Origin of the sequence: Dysgonomonas sp. 216, from assembly GCF_010501065.1 — a bacterium.
Lineage (GTDB): Bacteria > Bacteroidota > Bacteroidia > Bacteroidales > Dysgonomonadaceae > QVMM01.
In genome coordinates, this window is the sequence record NZ_QVMM01000001.1 from 198878 (window position 1) to 215760 (window position 16883).

Here is a 16883-nt window from a genome sequence, read left to right on the forward strand (position 1 = left end):
TTCGCCCGATAATTAATCTTATCAGCCTTCTAATTCTTAAATAAAAAAATATTTGTTTAAGAAGCTACGTTAAAGAATTGCATTTAAACAGTATGTATAAGAAATAGTACTATTTTTGCAAACTGACTAAATTAGAGTATTAAGCTAAACCGACCAACTAGCCCCAATGAAGCAAAGAATACTACTGTTTTTAAGTATATTCGTCTATTTTGTAATAATATTTTTGTTCGGAAAAATATTGTTCTTTCTTATTCACTCCTCGCTTATCGAAGGATTGTCGTTTACCGATTTGCTTGGAGTTTTGTATCATGGTTCCCTTCTCGACTCATCTACGAGTGGCTACCTGACCGTTATTCCTGCTTTAGTCATTATTTCTTCTATCTGGATTGCACGCCCGTTTATAATCCGTTTTTTTAATATATACTACCTTATTATATCTGTATTAATTGCCATAATTACGGTTGTCGATATTGTATTATATTCTTATTGGGGATTTCACCTCGACTCGTCGGTTTTCCTTTACCTTAAAGAACCCGAAGAAGCTTTTGCCAGTGTTTCTTTCCTCGAAATAATTGGAGGAACATTAGCCGTGGTTGTATTTTCGGCCATTACATATATAGGTTACGTTTTCATTATAAAGAAACAACTTCAGCAATTAGATAATCCTAAAAACAAACTAAAACCGTTTGTTTGCTTGCTTTTGTTTACTGTAGCCTTATTTATTCCGATAAGAGGCGGGGTCACGGTTTCGACAATGAATGTGGGACAGGTTTATTTTAGCGAAAGGATGTTTCTTAACCATGCAGCTATAAACCCGTCATTCAATTTGTTTTATTCGCTGACAAAGTCCGACGATTTTGCATCACAATATCAATTCTTCGACAAAGAAGAAGCGCAAAAACTGTTCGACGAAATGAACAGGATTCCGAAAGACACAGCCGTGAAACAAGTGCTGAATAATGAGCGCCCGAATGTAATTTTGTTTATACTCGAAAGTTTCTCGTTTGCTCCGGCATTAGATTCTGTTATTGCACCTAATATGAGTAGGTATGCATTGGAAGGCGTGTTTTTTGAGAATTTTTATGCAAACAGTTTCCGTACCGACAGGGGACTTGTTTCGGTGTTGAGCGGGTATCCCGCACAGCCTACTGCCGCTATAATGAAATACCCTAAAAAATCGGGGACATTGCCTGCAATTCCTAAATCGTTGCGAAAAGCCGGATATAACGAGCAATCGATATATTACGGGGGCGATGTAGATTTTGCAAATATGAGGTCGTATTTTGTTGGGTCGTGCGGAATAAATAACATAATTGCCGACGACGATTATCCGCTAAAAGACCGCTTAACAAAATGGGGAGTTCCTGACGGCATTGTTTTGGACAGATTGTATAACGATTTGATGGAACAAAAACACCAACAACCGTTCTTTAAAATGGTGCTTACACTCAGTAGCCACGAACCGTTTGATGTGCCCATCAATAAATTTGACGAACCTTTTTTAAACTCAATAAATTATGCCGACAAGTGTTTGGGCAATTTTGTAGAACGTTTAAAAGACTCCGAATTGTGGGACAATACACTTATTATTTTTGTCGCCGACCATGCAACACAAGCCTATCCATATGGAATGGAGGTGTACGACAAAAGGCGTTTCCATATTCCGATGATTTGGATTGGCGGTGCAGTAAAAGAGCCTATGGTTGTTTCGGACTATGGCTCGCAGAACGACTTGGCGGCAACACTACTTTCTCAATTGGATGTAGATTATTCGGCATTCAGGTTTAGTAAGGATATGTTTAGTTCTGAACTCGAAAAATTCGCTTTTTTTTCTTACAGCAATGGATTCGGAATGATAAACACATCCGATACTTTTATTTACGACAACGATAGCGAGCATATCATAAAGCAAGCTGACGATAGCCTATGCATGGAGAAAAAGGCTAAAGCTTTTTTCCAAACCATGTATCTCGACTTGGGAAGCCGTTAAATTATTCCTCTTTTAAAACAACTGAATTTTTAAGCCGAACGATAGCCTTAAATAGTCGGTTGGTTTCAGGTAGCTATTTGTAAAAGCGCTTACTATATATAAATCGCAGCTGCTTATCTCGTAGAAAAGCGTAAGCGATTTGGCAAAAAAACGTTTTTCCTCAGGGATATGCATAGTGAACCGTTGTCCGGCAAAAGCCCAGAATCTCATTTTCGTCGAAAAAGAATAATAATCGCTAGGATATTTATCGGGTTCCGACACCCAGAATTCTCCGTCGAATATTGTATTAACATACATTCCGCAGGTTAACGGATCTATCGAGAGCCATTCGTTAACTCTTTTCTGCCATGGTATAAAATTCTGTTTAACGGTAAGCGTCACTTTCGAATGGTTTGTCGAATATTTAGGTAAATATCCTAAAAGGACATCGGTCTCCCATTGGTCGTTCTTTCCATAATCCCAGCCTATTCCGGCAGATACCAGCCCCATACCTCCCGCAAATTGCAATTTATAGTGAGTGGGAATTAGTTTTTGCCATGCTGTCTGATAATTTTCAACACGCTTTTCATAGCCATTCCGAGCCGAAACGGCAAAAGGAAATGCAATAAATACAATTACCCAAAACCTTACATTAAAATTCAACCACTTCATATTCGTATAAATTATCAGGTTTTAGTGTAAAAACAAGGTATTTACGTTTCTTTATATTAGATACGCCGTAATATATAACTCCATCGTCAAAAAGATCGTCGGTTGCAACACGATGGTTGTGTGCATTCAGGCAAAATTGCAGATTACGGAATTCTTTCAGATACCGCTGAAACACATTAGCTATGTTGTTATTAAACTGGTCGTCGAACGGGCGTACGTGCATGGCAAATACGGTTTTTTTGTATGCTTCGCGTTCGTCGCTGTACTCACTTTCGATGAATTGAAAATCGGGAACAGGATGCGAGTAATCGAACTCGAGGGCATTTGTATTCAGACATATGAACTTTGTATCTCCTGCCAGAAAAGAAAAGTTTTCGGGGCCGAATATTTTTCTGAAAATCTCTTCTCCGTTGGCAAGACAATCGTGGTTGCCTAACAGGGCAACATAAGGGACTTTCAGTCCATTCATAATATCTCTTATCCAGATAAATTCTTTTGTCATCCCGAAATCGGCAATATCGCCCCCATGTATAACAAAATCTATATCATCTCTTTTATTCAGTACTTTTACAAAGTCTTCGGTATCGTCGTACCAGCGTTGTGTATCTCCAATCATCGCAAAACGAATGGTTGTTTTACCTTCGCAAGCTTTTTCTATCCTCGCTATATTTTTAGCGTTAACGCCTGTTTCGCCCTTTATACGCCCATCATAAGGATGATATTCAATCATTTCGCACGACTGAAAGAAAACCGGAATTAACAATAGAAGTAGTAAGTGTTTCATGCTCCTGCTTTTTTTTGATTGGGCGCAAATATACAATATATGCTCTTTAATCCTTTAGATTTTCTTCACTATTAAACCCGGAAGGAGACAAAAAAATGTAAAAATGAACCCCCGATTATTCTACCTACATAGAATTTCGCCTTTACTTAGGTATTCTCTGATATCTGTTTACCACAAAACCTGACAATGCTGACACTTTTTCATCGTTTTCTTACTTCGATTATCGTATACTACCGATTGTAAAGAATACTGCCCCAAGTATAGATAAAACAAAAAACCAATATATGTAGAAAAGAAATTGGTTCAAACTAAAATACCCACATACTTTTCGGCATGCAGGTATTCTAATATATATAATAAATTATTGCGGATTACTTATTTTGCCTTAAACAGCCATCGGGTACCTATCAGAACCAAATGAGTATCTTTATTATTCAAGTTATTAAATTCTCCTTGAAAGTTGGTATTGCTATAAGCATAAGCAGCATGAAAACGCAAATCTTTGACAACCGATTGGGTAAATGGGTAAAACTCTATTGCCGCTTGTATACCTATACTTTCGTATGCATTACTATCATAATCTTTGTCGTAACGTTGATTCCATGTTGTTTTAACTAAAGGTTTCCATTTGCCGAAATTATATTTAATATTGAGCGCAGTCGACTGGTCGCGTACATAACGACTACCAAGTTCGGTATTGTTTACAATAGCGCTGTAATCCATATTCCGACTACCCAAAAAGTAGTCTAATTCGGTAGTGAATTTACCCAGATTGAGTTGTGTTCCAAGTGTTAGCCAGTTATAAAATTTTGTTTTTTCGTGTTGAAAAGCTCCATAGCCCCAGCGTGTTCTTAGTTTTTTATCGAGCAAATTACCTTGCCACAAAACATTCAGCGAAAAAGCCTTATTTTTGTATTCTTCGCTGGCAAATTGCGGCGAATCGGAGTTCACTACTTGTAAGTTTAGGGTTTGCGCTGCAAATTTGTAAGCAACATTTACCCCTGTTTTATACATATCTATGTCTCCGTTTACCATTGTCGATTGGTAAATGTCGGCACCATTATAATCGTATTCGAAAGTTCCCAACTGCATCGATTGTTTACCTGCCGTTATTGTCCATTTATTACCTATGTCGAAAGCCAGCCATGCCTGATCTGTGGCACTCGAATAGTTGTCGCGCACCAAAGGTGTTTGCGGCTTGTTGAAGCGGTGACGTACCCTGTACCGTATTCCCGGTATTACTTCTCCGGCAAACCATACCCTGAACGTCTGCCCTCTGAATCCTGCATTATCGACATCGCCATTACTGATTTCGGACTGAAGATCGACACGGGTATCGAGCATGATATTCAGCATTTTATCGCCCCATATTAGTTTCTCCAGAATATTCTCACTTTCATGATGTTGGGCTTGTAGCTGAAAATTAACAGAGATTATGCATATTATGGCAAATAGTTTTTTCATCGTCATACGTATTTATATATAAAGTGCAGGAAGCATAATGCTCCCTACACTCTATTATTTTAGAACTCTATTCACATGAAAAGGATATTGTTATTTTGTGCTTTCCCATGCCTCTACATAATCTTGCATAGTTTCGGAAAGTTCTTTACCTATAACACTGTAATCTTTATCTTCAAGATTCGCCAACGAGACCCTTACCGACCATTCGGGTCCGGCAAAGCCTCCACCGTTAAGCAGCACGATAGACGATTTTTCGGCAAGACGGAAAACAATGTCAACCGGCTCGAAATTCTTTTCGAGGAAAGTAACGAATTCTTTTCCGTAGTTCTTCATCGCCCACTCGTGAATATCTATCTCGCAGTAATATGCCGCCCGTTCGGGGTCGGGTATTACCGGAATATTAATTCCTTCCCATAACAATGTGTAACGGTGTTGTAACAGATTTATACAATCGGTTTTGTATTTGTTCTCTTTGTCTAACAGGGCAAAGGTGGCAAATAATAGCATCTGTATTTGTTGAGGCGTAGACAGTCCGGCTGTATGGTTCAAAGCAACCTGACGGCTATCGGCTACAAGCCTGTCTATAAATTTCAGCTTTTCGGGATGCAATGTAAGGCTTTCGTAAAGTTTGGCGAGCCTTTCTTTGTCCTTTTCGGGTATAGCCGATAACATATCGTCGTAAATATTATCTTCGTACAAGGCAATTACACCCAAGCGCCAGCCTGTAGCCCCAAAGTATTTCGAGAATGAATATACGCACAACGTATTCTGTGGAAGTTCGTTCATCAGTGAAACAAAACCGGGAACAAACGTGCCGTAAACATCATCGGTTAATATCATCAGATTCGGGTTCAGGTTTTTCACAACCTTTACCAGATACTTGCGGCTGTGATCCGATATTTCGACCGATGTTGGGTTACTGGGGTTTACAATAAAAAATGCTTTGATTGATTTATCGCCCAGTTTATCCAATTCTTCGTCCGGATATTGGAAGGTAGAGTTGCCATCTTTATCTTTTCCCGAACCATGTATGAATGTTACTTTAAAATCATAACGTGCAAGTTCGGGTATTTCGAGGTAAGGTGTAAACACAGGAACGCCTAACGCTATACGGTCGCCTTTCTTCAACAAACAGTTTTCTATCAGCGAATCGAATATATAACACATGGCGGCTGTTCCTCCTTCTACGGCAAAAAGATCAAATTTTCCTGCTCTCGAAGGCTTATCTCCGCACATTTCCTGAATTAAATAATCGTGTACAACTTTCTCGGTTTGTTTTAGCATCCTTACGGGGCTGGGGTATTGGTCGCCAACAACACCTTCGGCTAATTCAAATACCCACGAGTCAAGGTCGAATCCATGCTTATCTATTCCGTATTTGTACAATCCGTTTAGCAATTCAATACCCGGAGTCTGCTTTTCTTTTTTAAGAAAAGCTTCGAATCGTTTTGCGATACCCGATTTTTGAGGAATACCTGCTATCCCTGACGGTTTTTGCATTGCAAGTTTACTTTCTTCAACACCAAACATACCAAGTATAAAGAATGCCTCGCGAGGTACGGTTGCAGTCCAGTTTGGATTTCCGCGTCCTGCATTCAGCATTGTTTTCACAGGCTTTTTCTGCTGATCGGAAGCCAAAGTTATCAGATTGTCTTTCAGTTCGAACGGACTTAATTGTTCCAATTGTTGTTCGCGTTTGCGCGAAGTCCTTAATTTATCTATATCCATAATTCAATATTTATTTGATGATACGTCATTTTTATATTTAACTCATTAACAGCACGATGACAACACCCCAGATGATAAGCAACGTATTACCTATTGCATAAGTAGTGGTGTACGACAGGGCAGGAACTTTACTGTTTAAACTGTCCTGAATTGCACCTAATGCCGCTGTTGTTGTACGTGCGCCGGCACAAGCGCCTAATGTTATAGCCGGATTGAATTTGAAAACAAAACGTCCTAATAGTATCCCGATAAGCATTGGAACCAGACTGACGAAAATTCCGGCAATAAACAAACTTACTCCAGCAGTTTTAAGCCCGGCTATAAAATCGGGGCCTGCATTAATACCTACAATTGCAATAAAGATATTAAGCCCCAAGTTGTTCATTAACCATATTGATGGCTGGGGAATTGCTCCGAATGTGGGGCGAAGAGAACGTATCCACCCGAATATAATACCCATAATTAATACACCACCACTGGCACTCAGGCTTAACGGAATGTTTCCTGTACGTAATGTTAACGATCCCAATATGCCGCCAATAAATATTCCAAGTCCGACATACAACAGGTCGGTAATTGTAGTGGGACGTTCGGCATAACCAATGTAAGAGGCAAAGCGATCAACATCGGCTTTCCGCCCTTCAATTTCCACAATATCGCCTCGCTGCAATTTAATATTGTTCAGCAGCGGAATAGAGGCTTTTCCTCTATGTATTTTACGTATAATAACACCATGTCGCTCTTTACAGGTTTTTAATTCTTTCAATGTTTTTGTTGTTATATCCTTCTTCGAAATTATAACCCTGAGAGCCTCCGCCTTAAAGTTTAACAATTCTATATCGGCAACTTCGGTTCCTATTATATTTTCGTCAGCCAATAACGAATCAATTGGTCCGTTTAAAACAAGGCGATCTCCCTTACCTATCGGAGAGTCGGCTTGAGGTTCTTGTATTATATCGCCTTTCGACGGGCGTATACGCTCAATGTATACAGGCCAGCCTTGCTGAATTAACAAATTCTCTACATCCTGTACCGTTCTGGGCTGATCGAAATAACCGCTCGAAGCTTCAATAACCCTGAATGTCGTACCGTCATAAGCTTCTTCTAGCGATGTGTCACTATCTTCGATTGATCCTCCTAACGATTGTTCATAATCCCTTATTTGTTGCATAACATTTTTGCCTAAGAGCTTAGGACCTACAGACGATAAAAACCAAGCTGTACCTGCTGTCCCAAAAATGTAAGTTACGGCATACGCCACCGGTATTTGGTTTATGAAAGAGTGCTTCTGTTCTTCACTTATACTCAGTTGATTTATAGTGTCGGAGGCTACACCAATTACAGCCGAAATAGTATTTGCTCCGGCCAACAGACCTGCCGAGTTACCTAAATCGAATCCGGCAATTATTGAGCAAACCCAAGCCATAGCCAAACAGGCAACACATACTATCGCAGCAAATGCAATTTGAGGCAATCCTTCTTTCTTCAAGCTATGAACAAACTGAGGCCCTACACTATAACCTACAGCAAAAAGGAATATCAGAAAGAAAGTTGATTTTACTGTGGGAGAAACACTTATGTGCAATTGCCCGATTATTACGCCCATCAATAGCACTCCGGTGACCGATCCCAGACTAAACCCTTTTATCTTTACTTTACCTATAGCAAAACCTAAGGCTAATGTTAAAAAGATAGCAAGCTCGGGCGAGGCTTGCATGGTTTTTATTATCCATTCCATAAAGCTTTTTGTTTTTTAACTTCTATAACCTAATGTGTATTAAATCTTTTCTTAGATATAGAACAAGCCTATGTGCTTTTTGTTTTTGGGGTTGAAGCTAAAAGGAATTAATAAACCGACACTTGTATTCTCGAAGTTCGCAATTGTAAAGACTTTTGAAGAATTTTGCCTACTAAAAAATGATTGGTAAAAAAATAAATTCTGAGAATGAAATGTAATAACAAAGCTTTTTTTCACTCTTAAAAAGCTAATTAACAATATTAATGAGACTTTTTTAGGAATAATAATGCTCCGATTTGTGAAAAGTGTTTAAATTTGCAAATTAATCTAATATGTTTTACATATTTTGCATGCGAAAACAACAAACAAACATAACACAACTATGAAGAAGTTTTTTTTACAGTCGGCATTACTGCTTATTGTACTTTCTTGTGGTACAATTGGAGCTGTGGCTGATAATGGAAACGACAATACAGACTACGAAAATGGTGAGATTACAAGACTGGAAAAGATTACATTAGCACTGGATGACAAAATCACCACTTACAACGGTTACCCTCAATCGGTTGACAAGGTAACAATTGAACCTGCATACGCAGATACGCTTACTGTATTTTATCTTTATAAAACAATTGGTCAGGATAACGAACCATCCGATACCCCCCCAACTACTGCAGGCGAGTATGAGGTTACTGCTTATACTAACGAGACTGCACAGTACGAAGCATCGTTAGTTACCGCCAAACTTATTATAGAGAAAAAAGAGCCTGCCTTCGGCATAAAAGATAAAACTGTTGTTTATTCGGGTCAAACCGTTTCGGTTGAAGCTGACATACAGGAAGAACTGGAAAACAATGTTATTATTTATTACGAAGGTATTGAAGAAACTGTTTTTGAAAACACAACAGATAGCCCTGTCGATGCAGGAATATATAAAGTATCAGCTGTATATGAAGAAAGCAACAACTTTGAAAAGAAAACAGTGTATTCAAAACTGGTTATCGAACGAAAGGAGCCGATATTTAATATACAGGACAAACGTGTAAAATATTCGGGCGTCGTGGTGCCTGTTAGTCCCGAAATAGTAGATCGACCTGCAGATGCGGAAATATTGATAACTTATACAGGTGTCGGATCTACTGAGTATGAAGAAACAGATATTGCGCCTAAAGATGCAGGAGAGTATAAGGTTACGGCAACACTTAAAGAAACTCCTAACTATACATCTAAAACAATATCATCTAGTCTGATTATCGATAAATATGGTAAGCCCGAGTTGACACTACAAAACAAAACAGTGATTTACAACAAAAACCCTCAGGGTGTTGACAACGCTATTGTTTTGCCCGTTTTCGCATCCTATCTACCTGTAACATACACTTATAAAGCTGATGATTATCCCGAGTCGGAGTATCCTCCTACCAATTCGGGCACTTATATTGTAAAGGCAAGTACTCCCGACGACAGGAATTTTGATCCTAATTTTGTTACGGCTGTTTTAATAATAGAAAAGGCAGAACAAGTTATTACATTCCCCGACATCTCTCCCAAAAAATGGAAAGACAATCCGTTCAATTTGAATGTAACTGTCGACACCGGATTTCCCATTATTTATGAAGGCAGCAACAATCAGGTTGCCGAGGTTGCTGACGATGGAACTGTCGCGATAAATTGTTCGGGCAATGTAACTTTCACTGTAAATGTAGAAGAAACCCGTAATTATTTACCGGCAACTAAAACTCAATCTATTTTTGTAACCAGCAGCGACACCGATATATATGATTTGAGGATAAATGGAGAATCTATATCGTTAGGAACACAAATGTACTACGATATGTATTGTGCCGAAATTACTCAACTTGACATAGCAATTGATACAGAATGTAATGCAACCATAGATAAAGGACATGTATTTACAGAGATTATAGAAAAACCTGAGAAACGCAAGGTTGTATTTACTGTAACATCACAAGACCAGACAACCAGCAAAATATATACGCTTATTATTGAAAAGCGATTCAAATTTGAGGATATTATAAATATCAGATGGAACAATACTTTATCGGTTATAAACAATCCGGAGAATAATGGAGGGTATAATTTTACTTCATTTAAATGGTACAGAAAAACCGCTGCAAGCGAAGACTTTGAAGTTGTATCAGAAGAACAATACTATTCGGTTGGAGAAAATGGTGAGATTATACAGCCTGACGATGTATTTTATGTTGAGATAACAGGAAAAGAATTTGACGATATTTTACGAACATGCGAAAATTCGCCGGCTATACAGTCGGGAAACTCATCAATAAAAGCTTATCCGATACCAGTGTCCAGAGATCAGGATCTGAAAGTAGAAATTGACTTGGAAGATGAACAATTAAAAGATGCCGAAATTGAAATCTATAATGTCAATGGTATGCTAATCAGAGTTCAGAAAGTAGCAGAAAAGCAAACCTTAATTTCGCCCTTAAATGTATCTGGGACACATATCCTTCGACTCAAAACAAAAGAGGAAAAAGGAAATGAATTGAGGATAATGGTAAAGTAAATTTAAGCTAAATCACAGATTTATTATATGAAAATCTCAAAATATATAGCAGTTTTTATTTCCGGACTAATGTGTAGTGCGGCACTTTCGGGGCAGGACGGACAGTCTGCTCACGAGTTGTCGGTCTATCTGGGCGGAGGACTGTCTACTTTAAACTACGACACAAGGGTAGGAAAACAAACCGATGGTAATGGCGGATTGGGCGGTTTTGGTTATAGCTATTTCTTTTCGGAGAAATGGGGCATTGTAACCGGCGCTGAAGTATCCTTATATAAAGCAAGAATGACTTTTGATTATCTTTCCGATAAATATGTAACCAAAGATGTAGACGGCGAAAATTTTGAGTTCAGAAGCAAGGTTAGCAATTATAAAGAAAAACATCATTCGATATTCCTTAATATTCCGGTGATGATGCAATACCAAACTCCCGGCGACAAGCATCGTTTTTATGCTATGGCAGGAGGTAAGATTGGTATACCATTACGAACCAAATATAAAACATCGGGGGCTACTATCGAGAATTCAGGATATTACATGTTCGATGATGTAGAGTATACAACCCAGAAGTTTATGGGATTCGGGGTGTTTACCGATAAGAACATGAACGAAAAGGTCGATTTCAAAATATCGTTTACGCTTTCGGCTGAGGTTGGTACAAAGTGGCGTCTGGGAGATAACCTATCCTTATATTCAGGCTTATTTATTGATTATGGAGTGAACGATATAGGAAAAGGCAAACGTAACCAAAGGTTTATAGCATATAACTCCGAAAACCCACGCAATTTCACCTCCAGCAGTATTCTTGTATCTCAATTTGCTGCTGAAGATGGCAAAACAGTGAGCTTTATTGATAAAGTTAATGTTATGACTGCAGGAATAAAACTAAGATTCTCGTTTGGAATAGGGCAAACTAAAAAATAAATCTTGAGTAAAGTTGGAGACTCAGACACCTCTGTTCGAATCTTTTTCGGCAGGGGTGTTTTTCTTTTTTTATCTTTTCCAGAAAGCAGGTATAAATAACGAAAGAACAGTAAACAATTCAAGACGCCCTGTCAGCATAAGAAAGCATAGATACCACTTTGAGAATGTTGGTATATCGGCAAAATGCCCGCTAGGGCCAACAGTTCCAAGACCGGGACCTACGTTGCCCATACAAGATATAGCCGACCCGACCGACTCTTCGAAACCCATTCCCGAAAAAGACAGGATAAGGAAACTTATAATAAGAATAGCCAAATACAGAAACATGAAAGCCAATATCTTGGTTACAATATCGATAGGAATAACATGCCCATTCAAGCGTACCGGATAAATAGCGTTAGGATGTACCTGACGTTTGAATTCGTTGATCGCATTCTTACACAGTACAATAATGCGTACAATTTTTATACCACCCGAAGTTGATCCGGCACAGGCACAGAATAGCATTAAAAGACATATTACCAATGTATAAAAGGCTCCCCATTCGATGTAATCGGCCGTTGCAAATCCGGTAGTGGTTATTACTGAGATAACCTGAAACAATGAAGAGCGGAATGCCTGCTCAATATCATTAATTTTTCCCGACATAAATAGGCTGGATGCAACTATTGCTATAAACAAAACACAAATTGTAAAATACCAACGGAATTCTTCATCCTTTATTAACCTTTTGGGTACTCCTTTTACCAAAAAGTAAATGAGAGCGAAATTGACTCCACCAATAAACATGAACAGACTGACAACATATTCGATATAAGGAGAATTCCAGTGCGCAATGCTTGCTTGCTTAGTAGAGTATCCGCCCGTCGACATAGTGCTCATGGCATGGCAAACCGAATCGAAAAAGTTCATCGGCCCGACCCACAACAAACCGCAGAGAATAACTGTTACTAAAATGTATGTACCCCAAAGCCGCTTTGCAATTTGAGTTACACGGGGGCGAAAACGTTCGTGTACAATTCCCGTAGTTTCGGCATCGTACAGAAACGAAGCATTACCTCCAAGCATGGGTAAAAGAGCCAGTGCAAAGACTATAATACCAATTCCACCAATCCATTGGGTAAGGCATCGCCAAAACAGCAGTCCTTTAGGCATTGCTTCTATATCGAGCAAAATACTAGAACCGGTAGTTGTAAAACCCGACATGGTTTCGAAATAAGCATTGCTTATATTTGGTATGGACCCACTGATAAAGTAAGGAAGCATGCCGAAAGCCGACAATACAACCCAAGCCAAAGCCACAACCAGAAAACTTTCGCGTTTGCCGATAGGCTTTTCATATTCTTCCATCCCTATCAGCCGAAAAAACACGCCCGATATTAAAGTTATTGTGCTTGATATAAGCATAGCATCGCCGCTATACTCTTGATAATAGAATGATATAACAGTAGCCACCATCATAAACAGCGACTCTATCAGTAATAAAAAGCCCAGAGTTTTGATTACAAACCTGAAATTAAATTTATTCATTCTATTTACCTTATTGGGGGTTAATTGAATAGCTTCTCTATATCTCTGATTGCGTCGTTGAGGCAAAATACTACAACATTGTCATAAGCTTCGACCTGAGTATTACCATCAATCAACATGGGTTCTCCATTGCGGATGAGTCCGCCCAAACTTGTGTTTTTAGGCAAAGTAAGGTTCTTTATCTCTTTCTTCGTTATTAAGGAATTGGGACGTGCTGTAATTTCCGCAACATCGGCATTTGCAAATGTCAGGGATTTTATATTCGAAACGTCTGCATTTAGCAGAAATCGGTATATATTGTTAACCGTAATCAATCGCTTGTTTATCACAGTTCCTATATCAAGGCTTTCGGCCATGGCAATATAGTCCATATTTTCTACTTCGGCAACAGTTTTCTTTACGCCAAATTGCTTTGCCGCCATACATGCCAGAATATTAGCCTCGGAATTTCCTGTAACAGCTATAAAGGCATCCATATCCGTTATTCCTTCTTGCAACAGAAAGTCAGTATTTCTTCCGTCGTCGTTAAATATTGTCACATTCTTAGGAACCTTTTCCAGTAGTTTGTGACATTTTTCTTTGTCCGACTCCAAAAGCTTTATGTGCACATCATCAGGTAGATATTGGCTGGTACGTATTGCAATACGGCTACCCCCCATAATCATGATGTTTTTAACATCAAAGTTCTGTTTTCCTGTTATATCGGGTATCTCTTTAACAAATTCCTGAGTTGTACAGAAAAACAATATATCGTTTGGTAAAATCTGATGATTACCTTTGGGTATAATGGTTGTATTATTTCGCTTAATGGCAACTATATGGAACCTCTTTTTATCCTGATTCAGGTCGTAAAGGTACTTGTTTGCAAGTGTAGCATTCTCGCGGATCTTAACACCTACAAGAATTATAGCTCCGCCAAAAAGCTCGACCCATAGCCTTGCCCAAGGTCGCTTTACTGCCGATACAATTTCTTTTGCAGCAAGCATTTCGGGGTATACCATGGCGTTTATACCCAATTTATCAAAGAAGTCTTTGTTTTTTGGCAACAGGTATTCGAAGTTATCGATACGGGCAAAAGTTTTTTTCGCACCCATATTGGCAGCAAGCATACAAGAAGTAATGTTTACCGATTCGTCGGGGGTTACCCCTATAAAAAGGTCGGTGTTTTTAATATCGATTTCGTTCAGGTCTTTTAACGATGTCGACGATCCCACCATTGTTATCATTTCCAGATTGCTTGAGAAATTAAGCCTTTCTCTGTCGGTATCCATAAGGATAACATCCTGATTCTCCTGCGATAGAAGTTTCGCTAAGTGCGTACCTACAGCACCTGCACCGGCAATAACAATTCTCATCTTACTTTTTTTATGCCTGTTGGCCGTTATTCAACAAAACTAACGCTTTTTTAAGACTTCTGCAACACGCTTGGTTATACCCTCGGTATCTATTTCACAAAGCCTGTTAAGGTCTTTTATAGATCCGTGTGTAATAAAGCTATCGGGTAAACCTATACGCGTGAGTTCTATGTTTTTCACGTTCTTGTCCGAATAATATTCAAGCACTGCAGAACCAAGACCTCCTGTTACCACCCCGTTTTCGACAGTAATAATTTTATCGAATTTCGTGGATATTTCGTCCAGAATATCAGTATCTATTGGTTTCAGGAAGATCATATCGTAATGAGCTATACTGTATCCCTCTTTTTCGAGATTATCGATAGCATCATTTGCTGCATTACCTATAGGTCCTATAGATAAAATCACGGCATCTTTTCCGTCACGTATTTTCCGTCCTTTCCCTATTTCCAAAACTTTCATTTCGTTTTGCCAGTCCTTCAACTCGCCCTGTCCTCTGGGATAACGTATTACAAATGGCCCGCTGTTTCCGTATATTCCTGTATACATTAAATCGCGAAGGAAATGTTCATTATATGGCGATGATATAATAAGGTTAGGAACGCAACGCAAACTTGCCAAATCGAATGCGCCATGATGCGTCGGGCCATCTTCTCCCACAAGACCGGCTCGGTCTAAGCACATAACCATATGCAGTTTTTGTATGGCTACATCGTGAATAACATTGTCGTAGGCCCGTTGAAAGAATGATGAATATACGTTGCAAAACGGTATCAATCCTTCTTTTGCCAATCCGGCTGAGTACGTAACGGCATGACCTTCGGCAATACCAACATCGAAAGCCCTATCCGGAAATTCCTTCATCATGTATGTCATGGAACAACCTGTAGGCATGGCCGGAGTTATACCCACAACCCGTTCGTCTTTCTTGGCCAAATCGACAAGCGTATGTCCAAAAACATCCTGATATAGTTGAGGTTGGTCTTTTGATCGAACAATAACACGTTCGCCGGTTTCTTTATTGAATTTTCCGGGAGCGTGCCACTCGATAGCCGAAACTTCGGCGGGTTTAAAGCCTTTACCCTTAACCGTATGTATATGTAATATTTTAGGACCTGTCATATTCTTGATGTTCTCAAGAATACGTACTAAACCTTTCAGATCGTGACCGTCGACGGGCCCGAAATAACGGATATTAAATCCTTCAAATATATTTTGTTGTTTAGTTATCAGCGATTTAAGACTATTATTAAACCTAAGTATAAAATTCTTGCCTTTTTCTGATATAAGATTTCTGCGTTTAAACTTCTGGTAAACATCGTTTCTGAACTTATTATAAGTCTGCGATGTAGTCATCTTTACAAGATAGTCTTGTATTCCGCCCACATTATTATCGATAGCCATATCGTTATCGTTCAGTATAATAAGTAGATTATTGGGCTGAGAACTGGCGTTATTTAAGCCTTCGAAGGCTAATCCGCCTGTCATTGCTCCATCGCCGATAACAGCCACCACCTGACGGTCTTCATTTTTCAGACTCGAAGCTACAGCCATACCTAGAGCTGCCGAGATAGAGTTAGAAGCATGTCCTGCGATAAAAGAATCGTATTCGCTTTCGTCAGGATTGGGGAAACCCGCCAATCCTCCAAATTTACGGTTTGTCGAAAAACGGTCTTTTCGCCCAGTGAGTATTTTATGACTGTATGCCTGATGCCCTACGTCCCATACAATGCGGTCGTAAGGAGTATTGTAAACATAATGTAAAGCCACAGTCAATTCTACCGTACCCAAACTTGAACCAAAATGTCCCGGATTGCAACTTAGCTGATCGATAATAAATTGTCTTAATTCAGTACAAAGAGTTTCCAGTTGATCCGGTGCTAATCCCTTCAGGTCCGACGGATAGTTGATGTTTTGCAACAAAGTCGGTGTATTATTGTTTTCTGACATAATTTCGCTAAAATAGGGATGTGCAATAAGCACAAACAAGACAGCAAAATTAAGAAACAAAAGCTACTTTTCCTATGATTTTATATTAAAAATGCGATAAGGAGAAAAGGGGCTTTTATTGTTAAAGTTTTACCAACAATTATTCTATTAGCTCAGGATTGCATAGCCCCGTCAGTATCTTTAAACACTTGTTTAGAAAAAGCCTGACAATTTTTCCTGATTTT

Annotated in this window: 11 protein-coding genes; 3 read left to right on the plus strand and 8 right to left on the minus strand. The window is 39.0% G+C overall.

Annotated features, from left to right (window positions below; all coding sequences use genetic code 11):
- Positions 1-166 precede the first annotated feature (166 nt).
- On the plus strand, positions 167-1990 hold the full coding sequence (locus tag D0T53_RS01000) for an LTA synthase family protein (protein ID WP_163264158.1): 1824 nt from the start codon (positions 167-169) through the stop codon (positions 1988-1990).
- Positions 1991-2002: 12 nt separating this feature from the next.
- Here D0T53_RS01000 and D0T53_RS01005 read toward each other — a convergent pair whose 3' ends face one another.
- From D0T53_RS01005 to aspT, 5 genes are all read right to left on the minus strand, one after another.
- Positions 2003-2641 carry a hypothetical protein gene (locus tag D0T53_RS01005; protein WP_185152957.1) on the minus strand — a complete coding sequence of 213 codons (639 nt, stop codon included), beginning with the start codon at positions 2639-2641 and terminating at the stop codon, positions 2003-2005.
- Positions 2622-3425 carry a metallophosphoesterase gene (locus D0T53_RS01010; RefSeq protein WP_163264160.1) on the minus strand — a complete coding sequence of 268 codons (804 nt, stop codon included), beginning with the start codon at positions 3423-3425 and terminating at the stop codon, positions 2622-2624. The genes D0T53_RS01005 and D0T53_RS01010 overlap by 20 nt, the downstream gene beginning before the upstream one ends.
- 375 nt (positions 3426-3800) lie before the next feature.
- A complete protein-coding gene (locus D0T53_RS01015; protein ID WP_163264162.1) occupies positions 3801-4889 on the minus strand; it encodes a porin in 1089 nt (362 codons plus the stop codon).
- 90 nt (positions 4890-4979) lie between these two features.
- On the minus strand, positions 4980-6617 hold the full coding sequence (gene aspD, locus D0T53_RS01020) for an aspartate 4-decarboxylase (RefSeq protein ID WP_163264164.1): 1638 nt from the start codon (positions 6615-6617) through the stop codon (positions 4980-4982).
- 37 nt (positions 6618-6654) lie between these two features.
- A complete protein-coding gene (gene aspT / locus D0T53_RS01025; RefSeq protein WP_163264166.1) occupies positions 6655-8355 on the minus strand; it encodes an aspartate-alanine antiporter in 1701 nt (566 codons plus the stop codon).
- Positions 8356-8737: 382 nt separating this feature from the next.
- Here aspT and D0T53_RS01030 point away from each other — a divergent pair, with 382 nt between their 5' ends.
- The gene (locus tag D0T53_RS01030; RefSeq protein WP_163264168.1) at positions 8738-10903 is read left to right on the plus strand and encodes an MBG domain-containing protein; all 2166 of its coding nucleotides are present in this window, start codon (positions 8738-8740) and stop codon (positions 10901-10903) included.
- Positions 10904-10930: 27 nt separating this feature from the next.
- On the plus strand, positions 10931-11824 hold the full coding sequence (locus D0T53_RS01035) for an outer membrane beta-barrel protein (protein WP_163264170.1): 894 nt from the start codon (positions 10931-10933) through the stop codon (positions 11822-11824).
- Between the two features lie 69 nt (positions 11825-11893).
- Here the strand turns inward: D0T53_RS01035 and D0T53_RS01040 are convergent, their stop codons facing one another.
- The 3 genes from D0T53_RS01040 to dxs are packed head-to-tail and all read right to left on the minus strand — an operon-like array spanning position 11894 to position 16659.
- The gene (locus tag D0T53_RS01040; protein WP_163264172.1) at positions 11894-13354 is read right to left on the minus strand and encodes a TrkH family potassium uptake protein; all 1461 of its coding nucleotides are present in this window, start codon (positions 13352-13354) and stop codon (positions 11894-11896) included.
- 20 nt (positions 13355-13374) lie between these two features.
- A complete protein-coding gene (gene trkA / locus D0T53_RS01045) occupies positions 13375-14709 on the minus strand; it encodes a Trk system potassium transporter TrkA (RefSeq protein ID WP_163264174.1) in 1335 nt (444 codons plus the stop codon).
- Positions 14710-14748: 39 nt separating this feature from the next.
- Complete coding sequence (gene dxs / locus D0T53_RS01050; RefSeq protein WP_163264176.1) at positions 14749-16659, minus strand: 1-deoxy-D-xylulose-5-phosphate synthase; 1911 nt, start codon at positions 16657-16659, stop codon at positions 14749-14751.
- Positions 16660-16883 lie beyond the last annotated feature (224 nt).